Origin of the sequence: Belliella calami, assembly GCF_022549695.1 — a bacterium.
GTDB lineage: Bacteria > Bacteroidota > Bacteroidia > Cytophagales > Cyclobacteriaceae > Belliella > Belliella calami.
This window is the reverse complement of record NZ_JAKZGS010000001.1, coordinates 82,217-102,403: the sequence shown is the minus strand read 5'-3', so window position 1 is coordinate 102,403 and position 20,187 is coordinate 82,217. Positions and strand designations below refer to the sequence as shown.

The window sequence follows — 20,187 nt, the reverse complement described above, 5'->3', positions numbered from 1 at the left end:
TTTTTCTTTAAACCAAATCTAGTTTTTGGATTTTTGTCAATTAACAAATCACCGGCCCTCGATTGCAATTATATGAAATTCAAAATTACAAGTTCATCCATTTGTGCATTGATATTTTTCTTTTGGGGAAATATCCAAGCACAAGTAACCACAGTGCCAGGCTTTCCACGTGCCGACCAGAAAGTTAAGATTATCTACGATGCAAGCCAAGGCACGACTGGTTTGGCTGGAGTAGATGCTGTGTATATTCACATAGGAGCAGTCATCGAAAGCCCAACATCAAATACTTGGTCAATTGTTCCATTTGAATGGGGGACAGCAAATCAAGCCGCACTTATGTCAAAAGTAGAGGGCGAAAACAATGTTTGGGAGTGGGAAATTATTCCAAATGAATTTTTTAACCCTACTGGAGATCAAGTGATATATAGAATGGGTATGGTGTTTAGGAATGCTGCAGGCAACCTAGAGGGAAAAACAAGTACCAACGGAGATTTTTTCGTGAATTTGAGTCAAGGTTTTGAGGTGAGCTTCACTAATCCTCAGACAAATTCAATGCTTTTGGAAGTAGGAGAGTCCCAAGAAATAGCTATAGTCGCATCGCAAGCTTCTGATTTGAGTATCTTAGTGAATGATACACCTGTGGCTAGTGCATCAGATGTAGAAACACTCAATTATGAATTTCAAGCTACGTCCGAAGGTGTATTCGTAATCCAAGCAAAAGCTGTGGCCGGATCAGAAGAGACCACTTCTACAGTTACTATCAACGTCGTAGGACAAAGCCCACAAGCGACTCTACCCCAAGGTGCAAAGAAAGGTATCAATTATATTTCTGATACAGAGGTGATCTTGGTGTTGGAAGCGCCTGACAAGAAAAATGTTTTTGTTATTGGAGATTTTAATGACTGGCAGATTTTGCCTGACTATCAAATGTTTCAGACGCCTGACAAAGAACTTTTTTGGCTAAATGTATCAAATCTTACACCAGGTGAAGAATACATTTTCCAGTATCTAGTTGATGGGAGCATTCGGATAGGAGACCCTTATGCTGACAAAACATCAGACCCTTTCAATGATCAAGAAATAATTGACCAAAACAGATATCCAGGCCTTAAACCATTTCCAAGTGGTAAAACATTATTCCAGGCTACCTATCTCCAGACAGCTCAGCAACCTTATGAATGGAAGTATTTGGAATACAACAAACCAGAACCGGAAGAATTGGTAGTGTATGAACTGTTGGTAAGGGACTTTGATGATAGAAGAACGTATAAGGCTGTGACCGAGAGGTTAGATTATTTGAAAGATTTAGGGATAAATGCAATTGAATTAATGCCTATAAAAGAGTTTGAAGGGAATTTGTCATGGGGATACAATCCATCTTTCTTTTTTGCTCCTGACAAATACTATGGGACTAAAAATGAATTGAAAGAGTTGATCGATGAAGCGCACAAGCGAGATATGGTTGTGATTTTAGACATGGTTTTGAATCATGCCTTTGGTCAGAATCCGATGGTGAGACTTTATAATGATGGTGATTATGGAGCTCCTACTCTAGACAACCCTTGGTTCAATAGAGTTGCTAGACATCCATTCAATGTTGGTTATGATTTCAATCATGAAAGCGCATACACAAAAGCATTTGTGGATACAGTAAATAATTATTGGCTTTCAGAATATAAATTTGATGGCTACAGATTTGATTTGAGCAAAGGTTTTACTCAAGTAAATTCTGGAGATAACGTTTCTCAATGGAGCCAAAGAGATGAATCTAGGATTGAAATTTGGAAAGATATTTATGATAATATCAAAGAACATCATCCTGATGCTTATGTGATTTTGGAACATTTTGCAGACAATAGTGAGGAGAGGGAGCTTGCTAACTATGGAATGATGTTTTGGGGCAATTTGAATAATGATTTTAGGGAAATGGCCAAAGGGAATTCCAGAAACTTTGACTGGGGATATTATAAGACTAGGGGATGGGATCAGAACAACCTTGTAAGTTATATGGAGAGTCATGATGAAGAACGCACTATGTGGGAATCATTGACTTTTGGACAGACCTCACCAGTCAATATTCGTGAATTGAGAAATGGAGTGAATAGAAATCAGTTGTTGGCTACTTTCTTTTTTGCGATACCAGGTCCGAAAATGCTATGGCAGTTTGAAGAATATGGATATGATTTGGAATTGAATAATGATCGATTAGGAGTGAAACCGACCAGATGGAATTACCTAGAAAATCCCGAAAGACAGAGGTTGTATAATCTCTACAGGGCAATGATTAAGTTAAAGAATGATTATAATATTTTCAATGATCCAGATAATGTCACCTTGTCTTTGACACAGCCGGTGAAATCAATCCAAGTAGGTGATGGAGATCTTCAAATAGTACTTTATGGAAATTTTGGATTGACAGATGTGAACAATGCAACACTTACATTTCCATCAGATGGCACTTGGTATAATTATTTTACTGAAGCAGAGATTAATGTGACATCAAATACGCTAAACTCCAGAATAAGGGCGAATCAGTTTTTGCTCTATACCAACCAAAAGCTTCCGCTCCCAGAAGGAGAGATCCTCGAGGATATTATTACATCGATAGAAAAGGAGATCATAGATGATTCAGAATTTAAATTATATCCAAATCCAGTTAATGAAAACCTAAATATTTCACTTCCAAAAGGGTTTAACCAATTCAATTATAGAGTATTGGATGTGACAGGAAAAGTCCTAGTCGAAGGCGATTCCAAAAATGTAAATAATTTTTTAGAGTTGGAAATAAAGGATTTTAAGGCAGGTCTTTATATCTTTGAGCTTAATGATAATCGTCAGCTGCTCAGAAGGCGATTTATAAAAAAATAATCAAACCATTAAATCAACAACATGAAATTCAAACCAGGAGTAAAGTACGGTGAAGAGCTGAAAGACTTATTGTCTTACGCAAAGGAAAGTGAATTTGCACTTCCAGCGGTAAATGTGATCAATACCAGTACTATAAATGGCGTTTTGGAGACTGCTAAAAAAGTAAATTCTCCAGTGATCATTCAATTTTCAAATGGTGGAGCCCAATTTTATGCAGGGAAATCACTTCCAAATGACAAACAACAAGCGAGTGTTGCTGGAGCTGTTTCTGGTGCTTTGCATGTTCATAAAATGGCAGAAGCATACGGTGTTCCTGTAATTTTGCATACAGATCACGCAGCAAAAAAATTATTACCTTGGGTAGATGGCATGATAGCAGAAGGGAAATCTTACTATGAAGCTTTCAAAAGACCACTATATAGTTCTCACATGCTTGACTTGTCAGAAGAGTCTTTGGAAGAGAATGTTGGGACTTCTGTAAAGTACTTTGAAGAGTTGAACAAACTACAAATGGCCATTGAGATCGAGCTAGGTGTGACTGGTGGTGAAGAAGATGGTGTAGACAATACAGATATCGATAGTTCTAAGCTATATACACAGCCAGAAGAAGTAGCATATGCCTATGAAAACTTGAAAAAAGTGGGGGATATGTTTACCATAGCTGCTGCTTTTGGCAATGTGCATGGTGTTTACAAGCCAGGAAACGTAAGTCTAAAACCAATCATCCTAAAAAATTCTCAAGATTATATCAATGAGAAATATGGAACTTCAGGTAAGCCTTTGTTCTTTGTATTCCATGGCGGCTCAGGGTCTACTGTAGAAGAAATCAGAGAAGCAAACAGCTACGGTTCTGTAAAAATGAACATTGATACAGATATGCAATGGGCATTCTGGGAAGGTGTTTTGAAATATTACCAAAAGAATGAAGGATTTCTTCAAACACAACTAGGTAATCCTAATGGGCCAGATAGTCCTAATAAGAAATTCTATGATCCAAGAGCTTGGATGAGAAAAGGTGAAGAAAACTTTGTAGAAAGACTTGAAGTTGCATTTGATATGCTTAATGCAATCAACAGAAACTAAGATCAAATTAACCTAGTTTAGAAAAGGTCACTATTAAGTGACTTTTTCTATTTTAATACCTATTATCCTATGAAAATATATTTACCCATATTGTTTCTTTTTGTTTTGGCATTACAGACATCTTGTTCGCATTCTACAGAGACCAAAGTAGAAAATCATTGGCCACATGCAGGCATTACATATGAAATTTTTGTCCAGTCTTTTTATGATTCAAACGGTGATGGAATAGGGGATTTCAATGGAGTTGCCAAGAAAATAGATCATGTAAAAGAGTTGGGTGCAAACGCAATTTGGTTTATGCCAATCATGCCCTCTCCAAGCTATCATAAGTATGACGTGACAGATTATAAAGCTATTCATCCAGATTACGGAACTATGGATGATTTCAAAAATATGTTGGAAGTAGCTCATAGCAAAGATATCAAGGTAGTGATAGATTTGATCATCAATCACACGAGTAGCGAGCATCCGTGGTTTGTGGAGTCTCGAAAAGGAAGAGATAATCCTTATAGGGATTACTACGTTTGGGCTCAAAAGGATACAATTGCAGATTTTTTAAACAAAAAGACTATTACTTTAGACAGTGACAATATTAGACAGTGGCATGATCCAGGGGTAGGAGAAGATTTTTATTATGGTTTTTTTATAGGAGGTATGCCAGATCTGAATTTTGATAATCCAAAAGTAAGAGAAGAGATCTATGAAATTGGACGTTTTTGGTTGGAGGAAATTGGAGTAGATGGATTTAGATTGGATGCAGCCAAACATATCTTTCCTGATGACAGAGCGGAAGATAATCATGCGTTTTGGAAAGAATTTAGATCTGAAATGACTAAAATTAAGCCTGATGTGTATTTGGTAGGGGAGGTTTATGATATGAAAGAAGTGGTTGCTCCATATTTGCCAGGATTACCCGCATTATTCAATTTTGATTTTCATTACACTCTTTTGAAGGCTTATGAAGAGGAAGATGGTATGTTGTTGGCAAAAAATCAAAAAGAAATATTGGATTTTTACCAACAAATATCTGATGAATTTATTGATGCGACTTTTTCATCAAATCATGATCAGCCTAGATTATTAAATTCGTTGGGAGGTAATCCCAGAAAATTGAAGCAAGCTATCACAATCCTGATGTCGATGCCTGGAGCGCCTTACTTGTATTATGGAGAAGAGATTGGGATGCTTGGAAAAAAACCTGATGAAAACATAAGAGAACCTTTCCTTTGGGACATCAAGGCAAACGATACTGGTCGGACAACTTGGATTGAGGCAGAATATTCAATTGATGATATGGTGACACCACTTGCCATCCAAAAATCTATGAGTACGAGTTTTTTCAATCACTATAGGGAGGTGATTAAATTGAGAAATTCAAATCGTGCATTGGCTTTAGGGGATTTGTCACTTTATGAAGAGGAATTGGCAAAGCCTTTGATGGCTTACTATAGATCATACAAAGAACAGCAACTTTTTGTGGTGCATAATCTTTCTGACCAAACGCTATCAATTGATGCACCGAAAGATTTTGATAAAGTTTTATTCACTTTAGGATTAGGTTCTTTGGATGATATGGTGATTGATTTACCCCCTTATTCCACATTGATTTTATCTAAAGATTAAAAAAAAGACCTGCTAAATTTTATTTTAGCAGGTCTTTTTTATTCATTCAAATTCTGTAATTCCTTAGGTCGAGAGGATTTTTGCAATTCTAAAATCATCTTCATCTACTTCCTTATCATCCACTATTGCTTTTGTGATAGGTGTAAATACAATTTTATTGTTGATAATCCCAGCCATCACATCATATTTCCCTTGCATAAGACCTTCTACCGCTGCCACCCCAAGTTTGCTCGCTAGCACTCTATCAAAAGATGTCGGTGAACCGCCGCGCTGCAAGTGGCCTAGAATCGTGACTTTAATATCATAGTATGGAAGCTGTTTTTTGATTTTTGATGCAATTTCTGCTGCACCACCACTTTTTCCACCTTCGGCTACTATTACAATATTTGATTGCTTGAGTGCTTTGGTTCTAGCTTTTAGCCTTTCTACTAATCTTTCTATAGGCATTTTCTTCTCAGGAATAAGTGTTGCGGCTGCTGCACTTCCTATTCCTGCATTGATTGCGATGAATCCAGCATCTCTTCCCATCACTTCTACAAAAAACAATCTGTCATGTGAGGTAGCTGTGTCTCGTATCTTATCAATTGCCTGAATTGCAGTATTGCATGCCGTGTCAAAGCCAATCGTGCTATCAGTTCCTGAAAGATCATTGTCTATGGTACCTGGAAGGCCTATAGCTGGGATTCCAAATTCCTGGAAAAACAAATGTGCACCAGTCAAGGATCCATCACCACCAATTACCACCAAAGCATCGATACCGTGCTTTTTTAGGTTGTCATATGCTTTTTGTCTTCCTTCTTTAGTCCTGAATTCTGCACTTCTGGCCGACTTGAGGAATGTACCACCTCTTTCTAAAACATGTGCAATATTCTTACTTTCAAGTTTTTTGATTTCATCATTAATCATCCCCTCATAGCCCCTGTATATCCCATACATCTCCAGGTTGTAATAGAAGCCAGCTCTTACAGTAGCCCTAATTGCCGCGTTCATTCCAGGTGCATCTCCACCAGAGGTCAAGACACCAATTTTCTTTATCGTTTTGATTTCCATTATTTTTTTCTAAGCAAGGTTAAATATTTAAAAAACATATCCGCAGCGGCAGGATTAGTGGCCAAAGGGATGTTGTGGACATCACATATTCGCATTAGCATCTGTACATCCGGTTCATGAGGATGCTTATCAAGTGGATCCCTAAAAAAAATAACCAAATCCAATTCTTTTTCTGCTGCCATAGCTGCAATTTGTGCATCTCCTCCTAATGGTCCAGATAATAGTTTTTGAACTTCAAAACCCGCTCTCGCAATGTGTGATCCAGTAGTGCCAGTGGCCACTAGGTGTATATCTTCTTTTAACAATTCATCTTTAAATCCCGACAGGAAATGAACCATATCGGCTTTTTTACCGTCATGTGCAATCAATGCAATTTTCATTTTTTTGTTTAATAGGTTATGGTTCAAAGTTAGGAAAAATAATAAATTTCAAATCATGGCGGATGTTATTTATATTATTTAGAAGTAGATTGTTAGCATTAATTTAATTTTTCCGTATTTTTCCTATTAAAATTTAAGAAACAAAAAATTAAACTTGTAATTATGGGAATGTTAAAAGAATTTAAAACATTTGCAATGAAAGGTAATGTCATTGATTTGGCTGTTGCTGTAATTATTGGAGGTGCTTTTGGCAAGATTGTATCGTCATTTGTAAATGATATTATCATGCCTCCTTTGGGTATCTTACTCGGTGGTGTGGACTTCAAGGATTTGGCTATCATATTGAGAGAAGCCTATACTGAAGCTGGTACGGATTTTCCTGCTGTGACTTTGAGTTATGGTAATTTTATCCAAAATGTAGTGGATTTCTTAATTATCGCTTTTGTAATTTTCCTTGCCATCAAAGCAATGAATTCCATGAAAAAGAAAGAAGAAGCTGCACCAGCAGCACCTGCTGCACCTCCAAAATCAGAAGTGCTTTTGGAAGAAATACGGGATCTTCTAAAGAAAAAAGAATTATAAACAAAGAGAGGTGTAAATTTACACCTCTCTTTGTTTTAATTTCCTCTTCGATCTCCACCTCTTTGATTCATTCGGTAGATCTGCCTAACAAAATCCCTACTAACTCCTCCTAATTTCAGGGCTTGACTTGAACTAACTACTTTAGAAATATCTTGGGTAAAGTCTTTTTCCAAATCAAGAATACTTTGTTGGATTTTAAAACGTTCGCTGATAAGTTCTTTTGCTTTACTTTCATTTAAATCCCCTTCACTTTGTTTGTTGATGTTGGACAATTCTCTCATCATCCGCTCCCTGTCTTCATTATATTTATTGAATAAAGGCCAGAATTTTTCAGCTTGTTCTGGTTTTAAATCTAATCTATTAGTTATGAATGCCACCCTTGCTGACTCATATTTTTCCCTATCGAATTTTTGTTCGTTTCGTTGTGCGAATATCGAAGAGCTGATCAATACAAATAATATAGGAAGTATAAATTTTAAGTTTTTCATAGTCTCTAGGGTTAATATAGAAAGTCATTTTCCAATTCAAAATCAGTTGTGTTGTAATTCCCCCATTCCTGATCAATGATTTGATCCAAAATCAGATTCGGATCATCTGATAAGTTAAGGACTTCTTCAGCTCCCCAATGACCCGCATTGATATACAAATTGATGTCTTCGGCTATGCTTTGGTTGAAATAGTCAGGACCACTGACTTCATTCTTGAAAACAAAGACTGCCACACCTATAATTACCACTGCTGCCGCTGCCATACTTCTTAAGTAGAACATTTTGGTCTTTTGTGAAGCCCTCTTTTCAAGGATTTGATCAGAAAGTGTATCAAAGTAATGCTCAGGTACCTTGAAAATTCCTTTTTTAGATAAATTTTTCATAATATATGCTTTAGACAGAAGTGAAACTAAAGGGTTTACTCTATTTTCAATTCATTTTCGATTTTCTTTACAGCATGATGATAGCTGGCTTTCAGAGCTCCTACTGAAGTCTCTGTAATACGGCTTATTTCATCATAACTCAAATCTTCAAAATACTTCAAATTAAACACCAGTCTTTGTTTGTCAGGGAGTTTGAGCAAAGATTTTTGAAGTTGTTTTTCTATTTCATCACCATCGATATAATAGGATTCATCGATGTAGTTTTTCATCACTTCCTCATGATCTTCTATTGGAAAGAAGAAGCGCCTTTTCTTTTTCTCTATAAAATTCAAACTTTCATTTGTAGCGATTCTGTAGAGCCAAGTAAACAGGGAAGAGTTGCTTTGGAAATTTTCCAGATTTTTGAATGCCTTGATGAAGGTGTTTTGAGTGATATCATCTGCATCTTCATGAATGATCACCATTTTTCTGATAATGCTATACACACGTCTTTGATAAGTCTCCACCAATGCACGACAACCCTTTTCACGTTGGTTAGGGTCTTTGATCATATTTAGGATGGCGAGATCGCTGAGTGACATCATTGCTTTCTTAGACAATGAATATACCAATAAGTTTAAAGAGAAATTTTAAAAACTTTACTTTGAATGCGAAAAGAAGGCTAAGTGCCAAGAAATGAGACACAAGCTTCCAGGTCTAATAGTCTTGAAGCGAGAGATGAGAAATAAGATATGAGTCACCTTTCTCCCGAAAGGATCCGGGAGAGAGGTCTCGTCCCTATTTGAAATTGGAAAGTTAAAATTGAAGTTGAGGTGTGAAGGTCTTGTCCTGAAAATAGTTGACACTTTATTCTTACAATTAGTAGGGTTCAACCCACTTCGGGGTTGTTGTTTCTCTCATCTACTTTGATCCCCGGGTAGCAATCCGGGGCTATTCAAAGTTTAACCCTGCCTGCAGCAGGCAGGCACTTCGGGGTTGATTTCATCCCTGCTTCTGTCTCGCTTCTCCAATAAAGAACAATCAAAAAAAAGCGTCAATTATTTTCATGGGTAGAGATACCTTATCTGATACTAAAAAAATATTTCTAGTGTTCTTCTGGTAATGGTTGGTATAAAAACCTTCGGGGTTTTAGAAAACCCCAAAGGTTGATTAGATCTCCAGTATATAATCCAAGATTCCTGCGTTTTTACCTTTTGGACGGGTGACTAGAAGGGGGATCTTATGATTCATTTGGATCAAGCGCTCAGCCATACTTCCGATAAACAAAGCTGTAGCGGCAGTTCGTCCTTTAGCGCCAATGATGATTCCATCAGCATTGATTTCATTTGCTTTGGCAAGGATGTCCTCTACAGGATCATCGTCTTCATCCTTGGTATAAAGTGGATTGATATTGATTCCTTTTGTATCTATTTTTCTTATGAATTTTTTGAAATTGATCTCAGCATGCATTTGCATGATTGCAGCAAACTCCTCGTATGTTTTACCTGAAAAATGATAGCCTGAAGGTATAGAAAATACATTCTGGCAGAAGATCTCGGCCTTGCCACCATATTTCCCTACGATCATAATGGCTTCTTCCATTGCGTCTTTTGAATAATCCGAAAAGTCACTTGGAACCAGCAGTTTGTCAATTTTTGGGATGGAGTTTTCTGGGATAATCAACAAGGAACAACTAGCCCTTCTTGCCAATCTTTGGGACAAGACGCCTGTTCCGGACAATTGAACTTTTCTTCCAAGAATGATCATATCCGCGGATTTTTCGTGGGCGAGTTTCAGGATTTTCTTGGATAACTGCCCTTCCTTCACCACAAATGAAAGCTCTATATCCTTTGATACTGTAAAATTTCGGCTCACCAACTCTTTCATTTTGGTTTTTCTCTCCTCTACAATATTCTCAATCAAATTAGGAAACTCTTCAATGACCTCTTTGGGGATATTTAGGTTGCGGATCACATTGGTAAAATAGATTTTCTTCGTCTGATTTACCTGTGCAACAAATGACGCAAATTTGATTAAAGTTTCGTCTAATTCTGTTTGATCAAGACAAACTATGAGCTTTTTGATTTGATACATTTTAATGCGCTTTTACCGCTGCAAAATTATTGATAATTAAATTGAGTTTTTCAATTTACTGGAATAATATTTTGTGGTTGCGAAATAATCTTTGGTTTTTCCAAATATCAGTGAAATGCAAAAAGGCAGATAATTTCAAAAATTATTCTAATCTGTATTTTTTCCAATTTTAATTATATTCCGAGCTTTTGCCTAATTTATTTACTTTTTTGTTAAATATACAGCCATTGTGTTGTAGTTGTTTTTTGGAGATGGGAATAATAGAATAATGTTCTGTATGGTTTACCATTAATGGTGAATAATGACTTGCGGATCGTTAACTTCTCCAAGTATAATCCGTATATTTGTCCAAGGAACCGGGTCGCCGACATGTTCAAACTTCACAATTAACATAAATTACCGAGTGAAGCCCTTTTCAAAAACAGGCCTCATTTCTCCCGATAGCTATCGGGACGGAACCTCGTCTCTTCGGAGTCAGGATAACAGTGGAAGTTTGCGATTTCAAGGCAGCTCAAATCTTGTCTATAAAGGGGTTTGTAACACTCTAAGATCCGGTTCTTTTTATTTTTTTGATAATGCTTTCTCTGCTTTCTTTAGCAATATTCAGTAAAAAAATTCCTCCTAAATACACTAAAATCACCACTAGTGATCTTAAAATTATATCTGAAATTCCCAACTCTCGGTTTTGGAACAAATAGTATTGAATCGTGAATGTGATGATTCCCAAGAATATGATTTTTAAAATATCCATCGAAAAAGGGTCAAAATTCAATCGATTTTTGACATAGATGTACTTTACAAAGTTGAATAGAAACATGGCCAAAAATGATGCAAGCGCTGCGCCTTCTATGTCCATCAGTGGGATCAAAACCAGATTAAGAATGATTACTGCTACGCACATTATCAATGTAGCAGTTATGTTGAACACATAATATTTCGAAAAAACGATGATTTCACCGTTGATTGAAAAGAGTACATCTGACAATTTTCCCAAGCCAATCCAAAGTACCACCCATTTGCCGACTTCATACACCTGATTGTTCGGAACAAAATGATAAAGACTATCAATACTAGACCAAATACCCAAAAACAAAAGCAAACAAATCAATAATTGGTGGACAGCTACTTGTTTGTAAAGTTTATTGATCTCAGATAATTCGTTTTTTTCAAAATGTTCCGCTACCACTGGCATGATCACCTGGGAGATTGCTCTTCTTGGCATTTCGATCACCACAGCAATCGAAAATGCTATGGTATAAATTGCATTTGCGTCTAAGCCAATCAATGAACTGACCATCAAGCTATCAATCTTCATAATCAAGATTGCGCCAGTTGTTCCTAAAAGTGTTATCAAATTGTAATTGATAAATTCCTTTAAAAAACCTACAGGAAAATCACTGAACCGGAAGTTTAGCTTGAAAAGATCAACTCTTATCATGTAAATGATCATTCCCAAAAGTGCTATGAAATACGTCAAAGCCAAGCCCCACATAAAAATATCAAAACTCACCCAGCGAAGCAGATAGAAAGCGATAAGGATTGCTACAAGTAATCTCAAAATTACCTCCCTGAAAAAAGCAGGTACTGCTACTTTCAAAAATGATCTACAAAAAGCGTCCAGTATCGTATTCAAAACAGAGAATAGTGTGATAAATAAAACCACACCAAAGAAATCAATGACTTCTGGAGAATTGGTCGCAAAGGCAGAAATTAGGGTGTCTTTGAAGAAAAAAAACAATACCGCCACAACCAAAAAGCCAAAAAGGGAAAGCAAAAGACTCAGTGTAAAAAACGAAAATTGAGAAGATTTTACTTTTGGATAAAACCTCGTAATTCCATTGCCAACCCCAAGTTGTGCAAAAGGAACAAATAGCAATGCCATATCTTGGATAGTCCTAAATATCCCAATTTGCTCTGGTTCCAAGGCATAAGGAAGAAGCCAAAGTACATTGAAATACCCAATCACCACCCCTAAATAGGAGGATAATGTGGTTAAGATACTTTGACGTGCGATTGGTTTCATATTTTCTTTTCTGATTCAATTTTAACTTTTAATTAAAGATAAAAGCGCATTTTTTCTTTTTTCGAAAGAAAATTCAGAAACAATTCTGTCTCTTGCCAATTTACTTTTCTCTGAAAACAAGTCATGATCAACCATTTGTACTAAACTTTTGAGTTTTTCGAAATCTCGATTTTCCAAGATCAAACCCGTGTTCCCTATTATCGCAGGAATATCTCCAACGGCCGAACCTATTGGGACACATCCACAGAGCATTGCTTCCGCTAAGGCATTTGGAAAGCCTTCGGAAGTCGATAGTTGCAAATAGAATTGATGTTGGTTTAGAATTTTCACCATTTCCTTTGGTTGCATTGAGCCGATTACATGTATGTTTTTTGAATTTGGAATATATTCTTCGTCTCCCAAAAGTGTGAATTTGTATTGTGGAAATTCAAGGGCAAGCAATTCTATTAAGTCGATTCCTTTTACTCTTGCTCGAGCTGATTTTGAAATGCCTTTGGCAACAGTGATGAATGAATAAGTAAATCTTTCTATTTCCAAATTTTTCCAGAAAACAGCATCAAATCCATTATGAATAACTTCAATAGGCGTTTTTAGATTTGGAATCAAGTTTCTTAAACCTTGTTTTCTAGGAATATTGGGATCGTAATGATAATCATAACCAACAAGACTGTCTGCCACGGGTAGGATTTTGCTGCAATTCAGAAAGCTGTAAGTAGTGGCTTTTCTGAGCCATTTTTTTCGATAATTCCCATAATTTATACTTGGCATATTGACAGCATCAGTTCCTCCAGCTTGAATGAAAGTGGGGATGTTGAAAAGCTTGCCAAAGAATGTTGGAATCACACTATGCCAACCTCCAAAAAAACAGAGGTAATGATTTGTGAAAGGTAGAAGAATCAATAATTGGAAGAATTGTAAAATCAGAAAAAAAGGAAGCATCAAAGGCGATTGCGTAAATGCCAATGCTTTTACTTTGAATTCGGCTCTCAACATGTGAATATCACGTTCAGTAAATGCTGTCTTTACTGGATAAATGTATATAATCATTTGAGATCTTAAATTGAGGTTGTTCAAGTGTTTTTGTGCTCTTTGTGCAAGCTTCGTGGCCCTTGTGGTTAAGCTTTTCTAGCACATAGGTCACAAAGTATTTCACTAATCTCACTAAGAAAATCAGAACTCTTTACAGAAAATATAAATAGTATCATTTAGACGAAAGAAATTTAGTATTCAATTTTATACTAACTCTTTCAGCTAAGATTTCCCATTTGGTTCTCGGTGTGGTCTTTTCTATCGCTTTGTTTTTTCTGAATACAAAATATTGATAATCTTTTTCTTCATAGAATATCGAATAGGTTTTCATCTCTTCAAGATAAAAGCCAAATTGCTGCAAGACCCCGACCAACTTTGAAGTATCAAGTGGCTGATCAATGATTTGAAGTTTTTCTGGCTCATTTTGAATCATCCATTCCAAAAATCTAGGCGATGGAATGTGTACAAATACCACTGAATTTTCGTGCGAATGCTTCGCTATATTGGCAAACAAATTAGGATGCTGGTCCACTGGGATATGTTCCAAAACATCAGGAAACACAAAATAGTCAAAGCTCTGACCTGGCTTGAAGAAATCACTCATGTCAGAAACCTCAAAGGATAAATTTTTATGATTTTTCCAAAGTTGGGAAGCTTTTTCTATACTTTTTTCACTGATATCGACTGCCAGTACATTCCCTTTGCTTGCCACTTGTGCGATAAGCTGACTGACTGTACCGATTCCACAGCCTACTTCCAGCACCTTATGGGATGATTTCAATCCTGATGACACTAATTTATTTATTATATTAAGATGTCTGGAATTAACGCCTGTCTTTACTTGCTTGTCTGAGAACTCGTCATAAAAGCCCTGGATTTTATTTTTCTCGGTACTCATGATTTTTTCTCTTTAAAAGTGATTACCAAGCTAACCAAAAATAGACCTAACCAAAGATATTGTGAAATGACATTGATCCCCTTCGTTTTGTAATAGCTAGCTGGCTCAAACTTCATCTCCACAGTGCTTTTGCCAGCTGGCACGACGATTCCTCTGAGTAGATAATTTGTTCTGATGATTTCAGCGTCATGACCATTGATGGTGGCTTTCCAGCCAACTGGGTAATAGATTTCAGAGAATACCACTAGTCCGCCAACTTCTGCATTTACTTCATATTTCAGTTCATTGGGACTTTGATGGTCAAGGATAACAGTGCCCGCTCCAGCTTGCACTTCTCCAAACTCCAGCATATTTACAGTGGCTTCTTGCAAAGTATTGATCTCAGCTACCAATTTGATTTCTTCATCATTGCTATTGGTTCCGATGATGTTTCCTGGAAACCATGCTGGACCATTTGCCAAAGGATTCTCAAAAACAGCATTTTCTGTTTGCCCAGCCATGATGTATTTGGTGTTGAGCATGTTCAATGCATTAAGACTTTCGAAATCAAAATCACCAGCTTGTGCCTTTTGAATAAATGAACTCATTTCTGGACTGATGACATTTTCTATAAGCTCCTGATATCTTCTCATTTTCGCACCATGATATCCACCTACACTATTGAAGAAATAAGAGGTTCTTGCATCATTGAATGGATTTCCCAAATTCAAAACCCTGAAGTACCCTTGATCCTGTAAAATCATCTTATCTGCAGGAGTGGCTGTAAAGAATTGCTCTGAAGGATTGTACTCAAATGACTCATCGTTCAAATAGCGCTTGTTGATAATCCACAAATCAAAAGTCAACAAAACAGCAACACCTAATCCAGCTATTTGAGCAGATATTTTATTCTTCAAAGCCGCTAAAATCAAGCCGCCGGAAAGTATGATAAAAAAGAAACTCTTGAATGCACTAGAGCGAAGAAAAGCCTTTCTGTCATCCTGAACAGCTGAAACCAACCAGTCAGGGAGATTTGTGTCCACAGCTCCCCTAAATCCAAAAGTGCCTGCCAAGATCGCCAAAAGCAAAGCAAATCCTGCTGTGCTGCCCAATGCGATGACTAGGCTTTTTATGGTTTTTTTATCAAACTTCTCTGCAAACAATCCTTCCAAACCTAAAGCTCCCAATACCGGAATGGAAAATAAAGCAATACTCAAGGCCATGGAAACGGCCCTGAATTTATTGTATCCTGGCAAATAATCGAAAACAGCATAATTGAACCATTCTAGGTTTTTTCCCCAAGCAAGGAGAAAAGAGAGGATTGTTATGGCAATGAATGCATTTCTGTAGGATTTTTGGGCATAGATTATTCCCAGTACAAACAAAAATATCATGATGGCTCCACCATAAATCGGTCCACCAGTCCCAGGTTGGTCACCCCAATAGGTTGGTGCACCATTCACAAAACCTCTGATTTGGGCATTGTCAACACCATTAGCCCTTAATGCTGCTTCTATATTTGAGTTCTCAGGGAGTGATTCAGCACTGCCACCACCATAGATAAATGGCACAAGAAGTGTCAATGTCTCAGTTTTTCCTTGAGACCAATTGAAAGCATAATCCTTATCAAGACCAGCTTGGGAATTGGTTCCTGTTTCTAGGTTTGGAGCACCTCTGGTAGAATATTTTCCATATTCATAAACGCTCAAAAATCTGCTGACATTTCCTCCAACTGCGATCAAGGTACCTAGAACAAGAATCAATGCTACCTTACCAAATTCAGGAATCATCTTCTCTTTATAATATTCATAAATCACAGCAATCAGATATATAAATACAATAATGACAGTGTAATAGGTAATCTGAAGGTGGTTGAATTTGAGTTGCAGCATCAATCCCAAAGTAAAAAGAGCCAAACCAAGAAGCTTTTTTTGGTTGAATGCCATATGGATCCCTGCAAGAATTAATGGGATCAGACAGATAGCCCAAATTTTGGCATTGTGACCTGCGTCGATAGAGATTATGTGAAATGTATTAAAGGCAAAGGCGATAGCACCAATTAGAGAAAACTCAGGTCGGACTTTGAAACTCAATAATAAAATATACATGGCGACCATTCCAAAAAATATTGAATTGATAGGATGTGGTAGTCCCAAGGTCAAAACCTTTGTGATATAGTTAGTAATGTCTCCAGCGATTTCAAAACTTACAAGATAAGCTGGCATCCCGCCAAACATGCTATTGGACCAAAGTGCTTCTTCACCTTTCTCAGTTCTGTGGTCTAGAATTTCTTTAGCACCACCTTCCCATTGGAGAATGTCATTTTGGAAAATGATTTTGCCATCAAATACTGCTGGTGAAAAATAAAATAGTACTATCAAATAAAAAACTGCTACACTGATAACGTGCGGCAAAACGTCTTTTTTTAGATTGATTTGCATTAGGTTTTGGTTTTCATTTTTGAGAATGTTCGCAAATTAAAAAATAAAAAGAATGTCTGAAGCTTAATTCTTAATTAACTTTCATGGATACCAAATCAATGATATGTCAAAACCTTTGTGATAAGCAATCCCTTTTCCCAAATAAATTTCTATTTTTGCATCAAATAGAATAAAAAGGCATGTTTGATAATCTGAGTTTAAAATTAGATAAAGCTTTTAAGACCCTCAAAGGGACTGGAAAAATCACTGAAATCAACGTAGCAACGACTGTCAAGGAAATTAGAAGAGCCTTGATAGATGCTGACGTTAACTATAAAGTAGCCAAGGAAGTAACCGACACTATTAGAGAGCAAGCCCTAGGTAGGGATGTATTGATTGCGGTGTCACCAGGCCAGCTGTTGGTGAAAATCACCCAAGAAGAATTGACCAAATTGATGGGTGAAACCAAAGTTGATGTCAATATTAAAGGTGATCCTGCGATAGTTTTGATCTCAGGTTTGCAAGGTTCTGGTAAAACAACTTTCTCCGGTAAGTTTGCGAGTTATCTCAAAAAACAAGGCAGACAAGTACTTTTGGTGGCATGTGATATTTACAGACCAGCAGCGATTGATCAGCTAAAGGTATTGGGAGAGCAGATCGGAGTAGAAGTTTATGCTGAGCCTGAAAATAAAAATGCACTGGAAATTGCTAACAATGCAATTGCTTATGCAAAGAAAACTGGTAAGAAAACAGTAATTGTCGATACTGCGGGTCGTCTTGCTGTGGATGAGCAAATGATGCAAGAAATTGAAGCTTTGAAGAAGGCTTTGAATCCTTCCGAGACATTGTTTGTGGTAGATTCCATGACTGGTCAAGATGCTGTAAATACAGCTAAGACTTTTGATGAGCGACTGAATTTTGACGGAGTCGTATTGACCAAATTAGATGGTGATACAAGAGGTGGTGCAGCCATTTCCATAAGACACGTAGTCAACAAGCCAATCAAATTCATCTCCACGGGAGAAAAAATGGAAAATCTGGATGTGTTCCATCCTGATAGAATGGCGCAGAGAATTCTTGGAATGGGTGATGTGATCTCTTTGGTAGAAAGGGCACAACAGACCTTCGACGAGGATGAGGCGAAGAGAATCAACTCCAAGATCAGAAAGAATCAATTTAATTTTGATGATTTCCTATCTCAGCTGGAACAAATCAAAAAAATGGGGAATATCAAAGACTTGATGGGTATGATTCCTGGAATGGGAAAAGCCATGAAAGGTTTAGATATAGATGACGATTCTTTCAAACCAATAGAGGCAATCATCAGAAGTATGACTCCAATGGAGCGTGAAAATCCTGATGTAATAGATGGAAGCAGAAGAAAAAGAATTGCAACTGGTAGTGGAAGGTCAATCACAGAAGTGAATAATCTGATGAAGCAGTTTGCAGATATGAGAAAATTGATGAAGCAGATGAATAAGATGGGAGGAGCTCAAAAAGCCCTTGGAAACATCATGCCGAAGATGGGTAAAAGATGATCATTCTATAAATCCAAAAAGCAAGAATCTTTCGCAAAGATTTCAAAGGTGCAAAGTTTTTTTATGATTTTTGCACGCAAAGAAGCAGAAAGATTTTTACAATATTTGTATTAATGGAGGCACAGAGAATAAAATAGGGGATAGTATTTACTGTCGCTAGATAATTTTATTCTTTGTGCCTTCTTTGTGTTTTTTTCGATTTTTTTATAAAATCATATAGCCAAAATCTTATTTTTCACAAATCTTAAGGTACCAAGGTATATCTTTTTCCAGGCAAAGTCTTGATCAAACCTTCGAATTCTAGATTTAATAGTTTGGAGGAAAGAAAAGAATTGGATAAGTTGGTTAGGATAGAAAGTTGATCGATTTCTATTTCTCCTTTTTCTTTAAGGATTTTCAATATCTCTTGTTCTTCTTCTGGAAGTGTAAGCCAAGTTTTTTCTCTGTTAAATCTGCTTTCCTGCGGGTTTTCTTTAGACCAAGACAAGGCTTCTTCTACATTTTTTACACCAGTAAAAATTGAAGCCTTCATTTTGCTTATAAGGTTATTGCATCCTTCACTAAGGGGTGATTGAAGGTTGCCGGGAATAGCGAAGATTTCTTTATTGTACCCATAAGCAATCTCCGCAGTGATCAATGCACCACCTTTGATTGCAGCTTCTACGACGATCAATGCATCCGAGAATCCAGCAATGATGCGGTTTCTTTGTGGAAAATTACTGGGATGCATTTGTGATCCTGGTTTGTATTCACTCATCAAGCCTCCAATTCCCAACATTTCATTTGCAGTATTTTTATGGAGGGAAGGGTATATACTATCAACTGATGAGCCCAATACGCCAATAGTTGGAAGACCAGATTGAAGTGCTGCTCGGTGTGCTTCAATATCGATCCCATAAGCTAACCCGCTGACTATCGTTGGTTGGTATGGAACCAAGTCTTCAATCACTTTTTTGGTAACACTTCTCCCATATTCCGTACAATTCCTCGTGCCTACTATTCCGATGGTTCTAGATGGATTTAGGTCGGCATTTCCTTTTACAAAAAGTGCCATTGGAAAATCCTCAAGATTCTTTAACCTTTCCGGGTAATCTGGGCTTGAAAAAGTAGCGATTTTGATCTCTTTTTTCAGGCAATCATTTATGATTTTTTCAGCAGATTTTAGGTTAGACTCAAAGTCATCTCTAATAGCTACGATTTGCTTTCCAATTCTAGGGATTTTTTCTGCTTTTCCTTTAGGGATTTTCAGGAAGTTTTGAGCACTGCCTGCATAGGCAAGTATTCCCCTAAATACAGCAGGGCCGATTTTGGGTACCAAACTTAATGCTAATTCATACTTTAAAGTTTCATTCGGATTTGACATGCATGGTATCCCTTATTTCTGCTAAAAATTTCTTGATTTGGTGTAGCTTGGCAATTGTTGCTACTTTGTCAAAAACGTAGTTCTCTTCTTTTTTGATGACTTCTTGAGCACCTTGAAGTGTAAAACCTTTCACTTTTACCAACTGATAGATATATCGAATTTTCTCTATGTCTTCTTTGGTAAATCTTCGGTTGCCTTTTTTGTCTTTTTTTGGATTTATTATTTCAAATTCTCCCTCCCAATAACGTATCAGAGAAGGGGCAACCTTGAACATGGTGGCAACTTCACCAATCGAAAAGTATTTTTTCTCTATTTCACGTTCTTTGTACGGCACAGCTGATTTTTAAAAGTTAACCAATCAAAATTAACAAATTATTTCAATTGTGAGAATAGAAAATGATCATATT

The 20,187-nt window shown here is 36.9% G+C and carries 17 protein-coding genes; 5 read left to right on the top strand and 12 right to left on the bottom strand.

Annotated elements, in window-relative coordinates; genetic code table 11:
* Positions 1-72: 72 nt before the first annotated feature.
* The 3 genes from MM236_RS00440 (at position 73) to MM236_RS00430 (ending at position 5,574) form a co-directional block, all read left to right on the top strand.
* On the top strand, positions 73-2,868 hold the full coding sequence (locus MM236_RS00440; protein WP_241272948.1) for an alpha-amylase family glycosyl hydrolase: 2,796 nt from the start codon (positions 73-75) through the stop codon (positions 2,866-2,868).
* 21 nt (positions 2,869-2,889) lie between these two features.
* Positions 2,890-3,951 (top strand): class II fructose-bisphosphate aldolase, encoded by a 1,062-nt coding sequence (fbaA, locus tag MM236_RS00435; protein WP_241272947.1) that lies wholly within the window; start codon positions 2,890-2,892, stop codon positions 3,949-3,951.
* A 69-nt stretch (positions 3,952-4,020) separates the two neighbouring features.
* Positions 4,021-5,574 (top strand): alpha-amylase family glycosyl hydrolase, encoded by a 1,554-nt coding sequence (locus MM236_RS00430; RefSeq protein ID WP_241272946.1) that lies wholly within the window; start codon positions 4,021-4,023, stop codon positions 5,572-5,574.
* A gap of 63 nt (positions 5,575-5,637) precedes the next feature.
* Here MM236_RS00430 and pfkA read toward each other — a convergent pair whose 3' ends face one another.
* Complete coding sequence (gene pfkA, locus MM236_RS00425) at positions 5,638-6,624, bottom strand: 6-phosphofructokinase (RefSeq protein WP_241272945.1); 987 nt, start codon at positions 6,622-6,624, stop codon at positions 5,638-5,640.
* A complete protein-coding gene (locus MM236_RS00420; protein WP_241272944.1) occupies positions 6,624-7,004 on the bottom strand; it encodes a methylglyoxal synthase in 381 nt (126 codons plus the stop codon). Before MM236_RS00420 ends, pfkA begins: the two co-directional genes overlap by 1 nt.
* A gap of 162 nt (positions 7,005-7,166) precedes the next feature.
* Here MM236_RS00420 and mscL point away from each other — a divergent pair, with 162 nt between their 5' ends.
* A complete protein-coding gene (gene mscL / locus MM236_RS00415) occupies positions 7,167-7,586 on the top strand; it encodes a large-conductance mechanosensitive channel protein MscL (protein ID WP_241272943.1) in 420 nt (139 codons plus the stop codon).
* A 35-nt stretch (positions 7,587-7,621) separates the two neighbouring features.
* Here mscL and MM236_RS00410 read toward each other — a convergent pair whose 3' ends face one another.
* The 8 genes from MM236_RS00410 to MM236_RS00375 form a co-directional block, all read right to left on the bottom strand.
* Positions 7,622-8,074 (bottom strand): hypothetical protein, encoded by a 453-nt coding sequence (locus MM236_RS00410; protein ID WP_241272942.1) that lies wholly within the window; start codon positions 8,072-8,074, stop codon positions 7,622-7,624.
* An 11-nt stretch (positions 8,075-8,085) separates the two neighbouring features.
* Complete coding sequence (locus MM236_RS00405; RefSeq protein ID WP_241272941.1) at positions 8,086-8,457, bottom strand: hypothetical protein; 372 nt, start codon at positions 8,455-8,457, stop codon at positions 8,086-8,088.
* 35 nt (positions 8,458-8,492) lie between these two features.
* Entirely contained in the window at positions 8,493-9,041 is a 549-nt protein-coding gene (locus MM236_RS00400; protein WP_241273329.1) for an RNA polymerase sigma factor, read from the bottom strand.
* Positions 9,042-9,606: 565 nt separating this feature from the next.
* Positions 9,607-10,530, bottom strand: a complete 924-nt coding sequence (locus MM236_RS00395) for a universal stress protein (RefSeq protein ID WP_241272940.1) — start codon at positions 10,528-10,530, stop codon at positions 9,607-9,609.
* Positions 10,531-11,074: 544 nt separating this feature from the next.
* A complete protein-coding gene (locus MM236_RS00390) occupies positions 11,075-12,553 on the bottom strand; it encodes an oligosaccharide flippase family protein (RefSeq protein ID WP_241272939.1) in 1,479 nt (492 codons plus the stop codon).
* A 21-nt stretch (positions 12,554-12,574) separates the two neighbouring features.
* Entirely contained in the window at positions 12,575-13,600 is a 1,026-nt protein-coding gene (locus MM236_RS00385; RefSeq protein ID WP_241272938.1) for a glycosyltransferase family 4 protein, read from the bottom strand.
* A 154-nt stretch (positions 13,601-13,754) separates the two neighbouring features.
* A complete protein-coding gene (locus MM236_RS00380) occupies positions 13,755-14,480 on the bottom strand; it encodes a class I SAM-dependent methyltransferase (protein WP_241272937.1) in 726 nt (241 codons plus the stop codon).
* Complete coding sequence (locus tag MM236_RS00375) at positions 14,477-16,900, bottom strand: glycosyltransferase family protein (RefSeq protein ID WP_241272936.1); 2,424 nt, start codon at positions 16,898-16,900, stop codon at positions 14,477-14,479. Before MM236_RS00375 ends, MM236_RS00380 begins: the two co-directional genes overlap by 4 nt.
* 179 nt (positions 16,901-17,079) lie before the next feature.
* On the opposite strand from MM236_RS00375, the gene ffh reads away from it, so the two are divergent.
* Entirely contained in the window at positions 17,080-18,417 is a 1,338-nt protein-coding gene (gene ffh, locus MM236_RS00370) for a signal recognition particle protein (protein WP_241272935.1), read from the top strand.
* Positions 18,418-18,661: 244 nt separating this feature from the next.
* Here ffh and dprA read toward each other — a convergent pair whose 3' ends face one another.
* On the bottom strand, positions 18,662-19,780 hold the full coding sequence (gene dprA / locus MM236_RS00365; protein WP_241272934.1) for a DNA-processing protein DprA: 1,119 nt from the start codon (positions 19,778-19,780) through the stop codon (positions 18,662-18,664).
* Entirely contained in the window at positions 19,764-20,114 is a 351-nt protein-coding gene (locus MM236_RS00360) for a MerR family transcriptional regulator (RefSeq protein WP_241272933.1), read from the bottom strand. The genes dprA and MM236_RS00360 overlap by 17 nt, the downstream gene beginning before the upstream one ends.
* Positions 20,115-20,187: the final 73 nt, after the last annotated feature.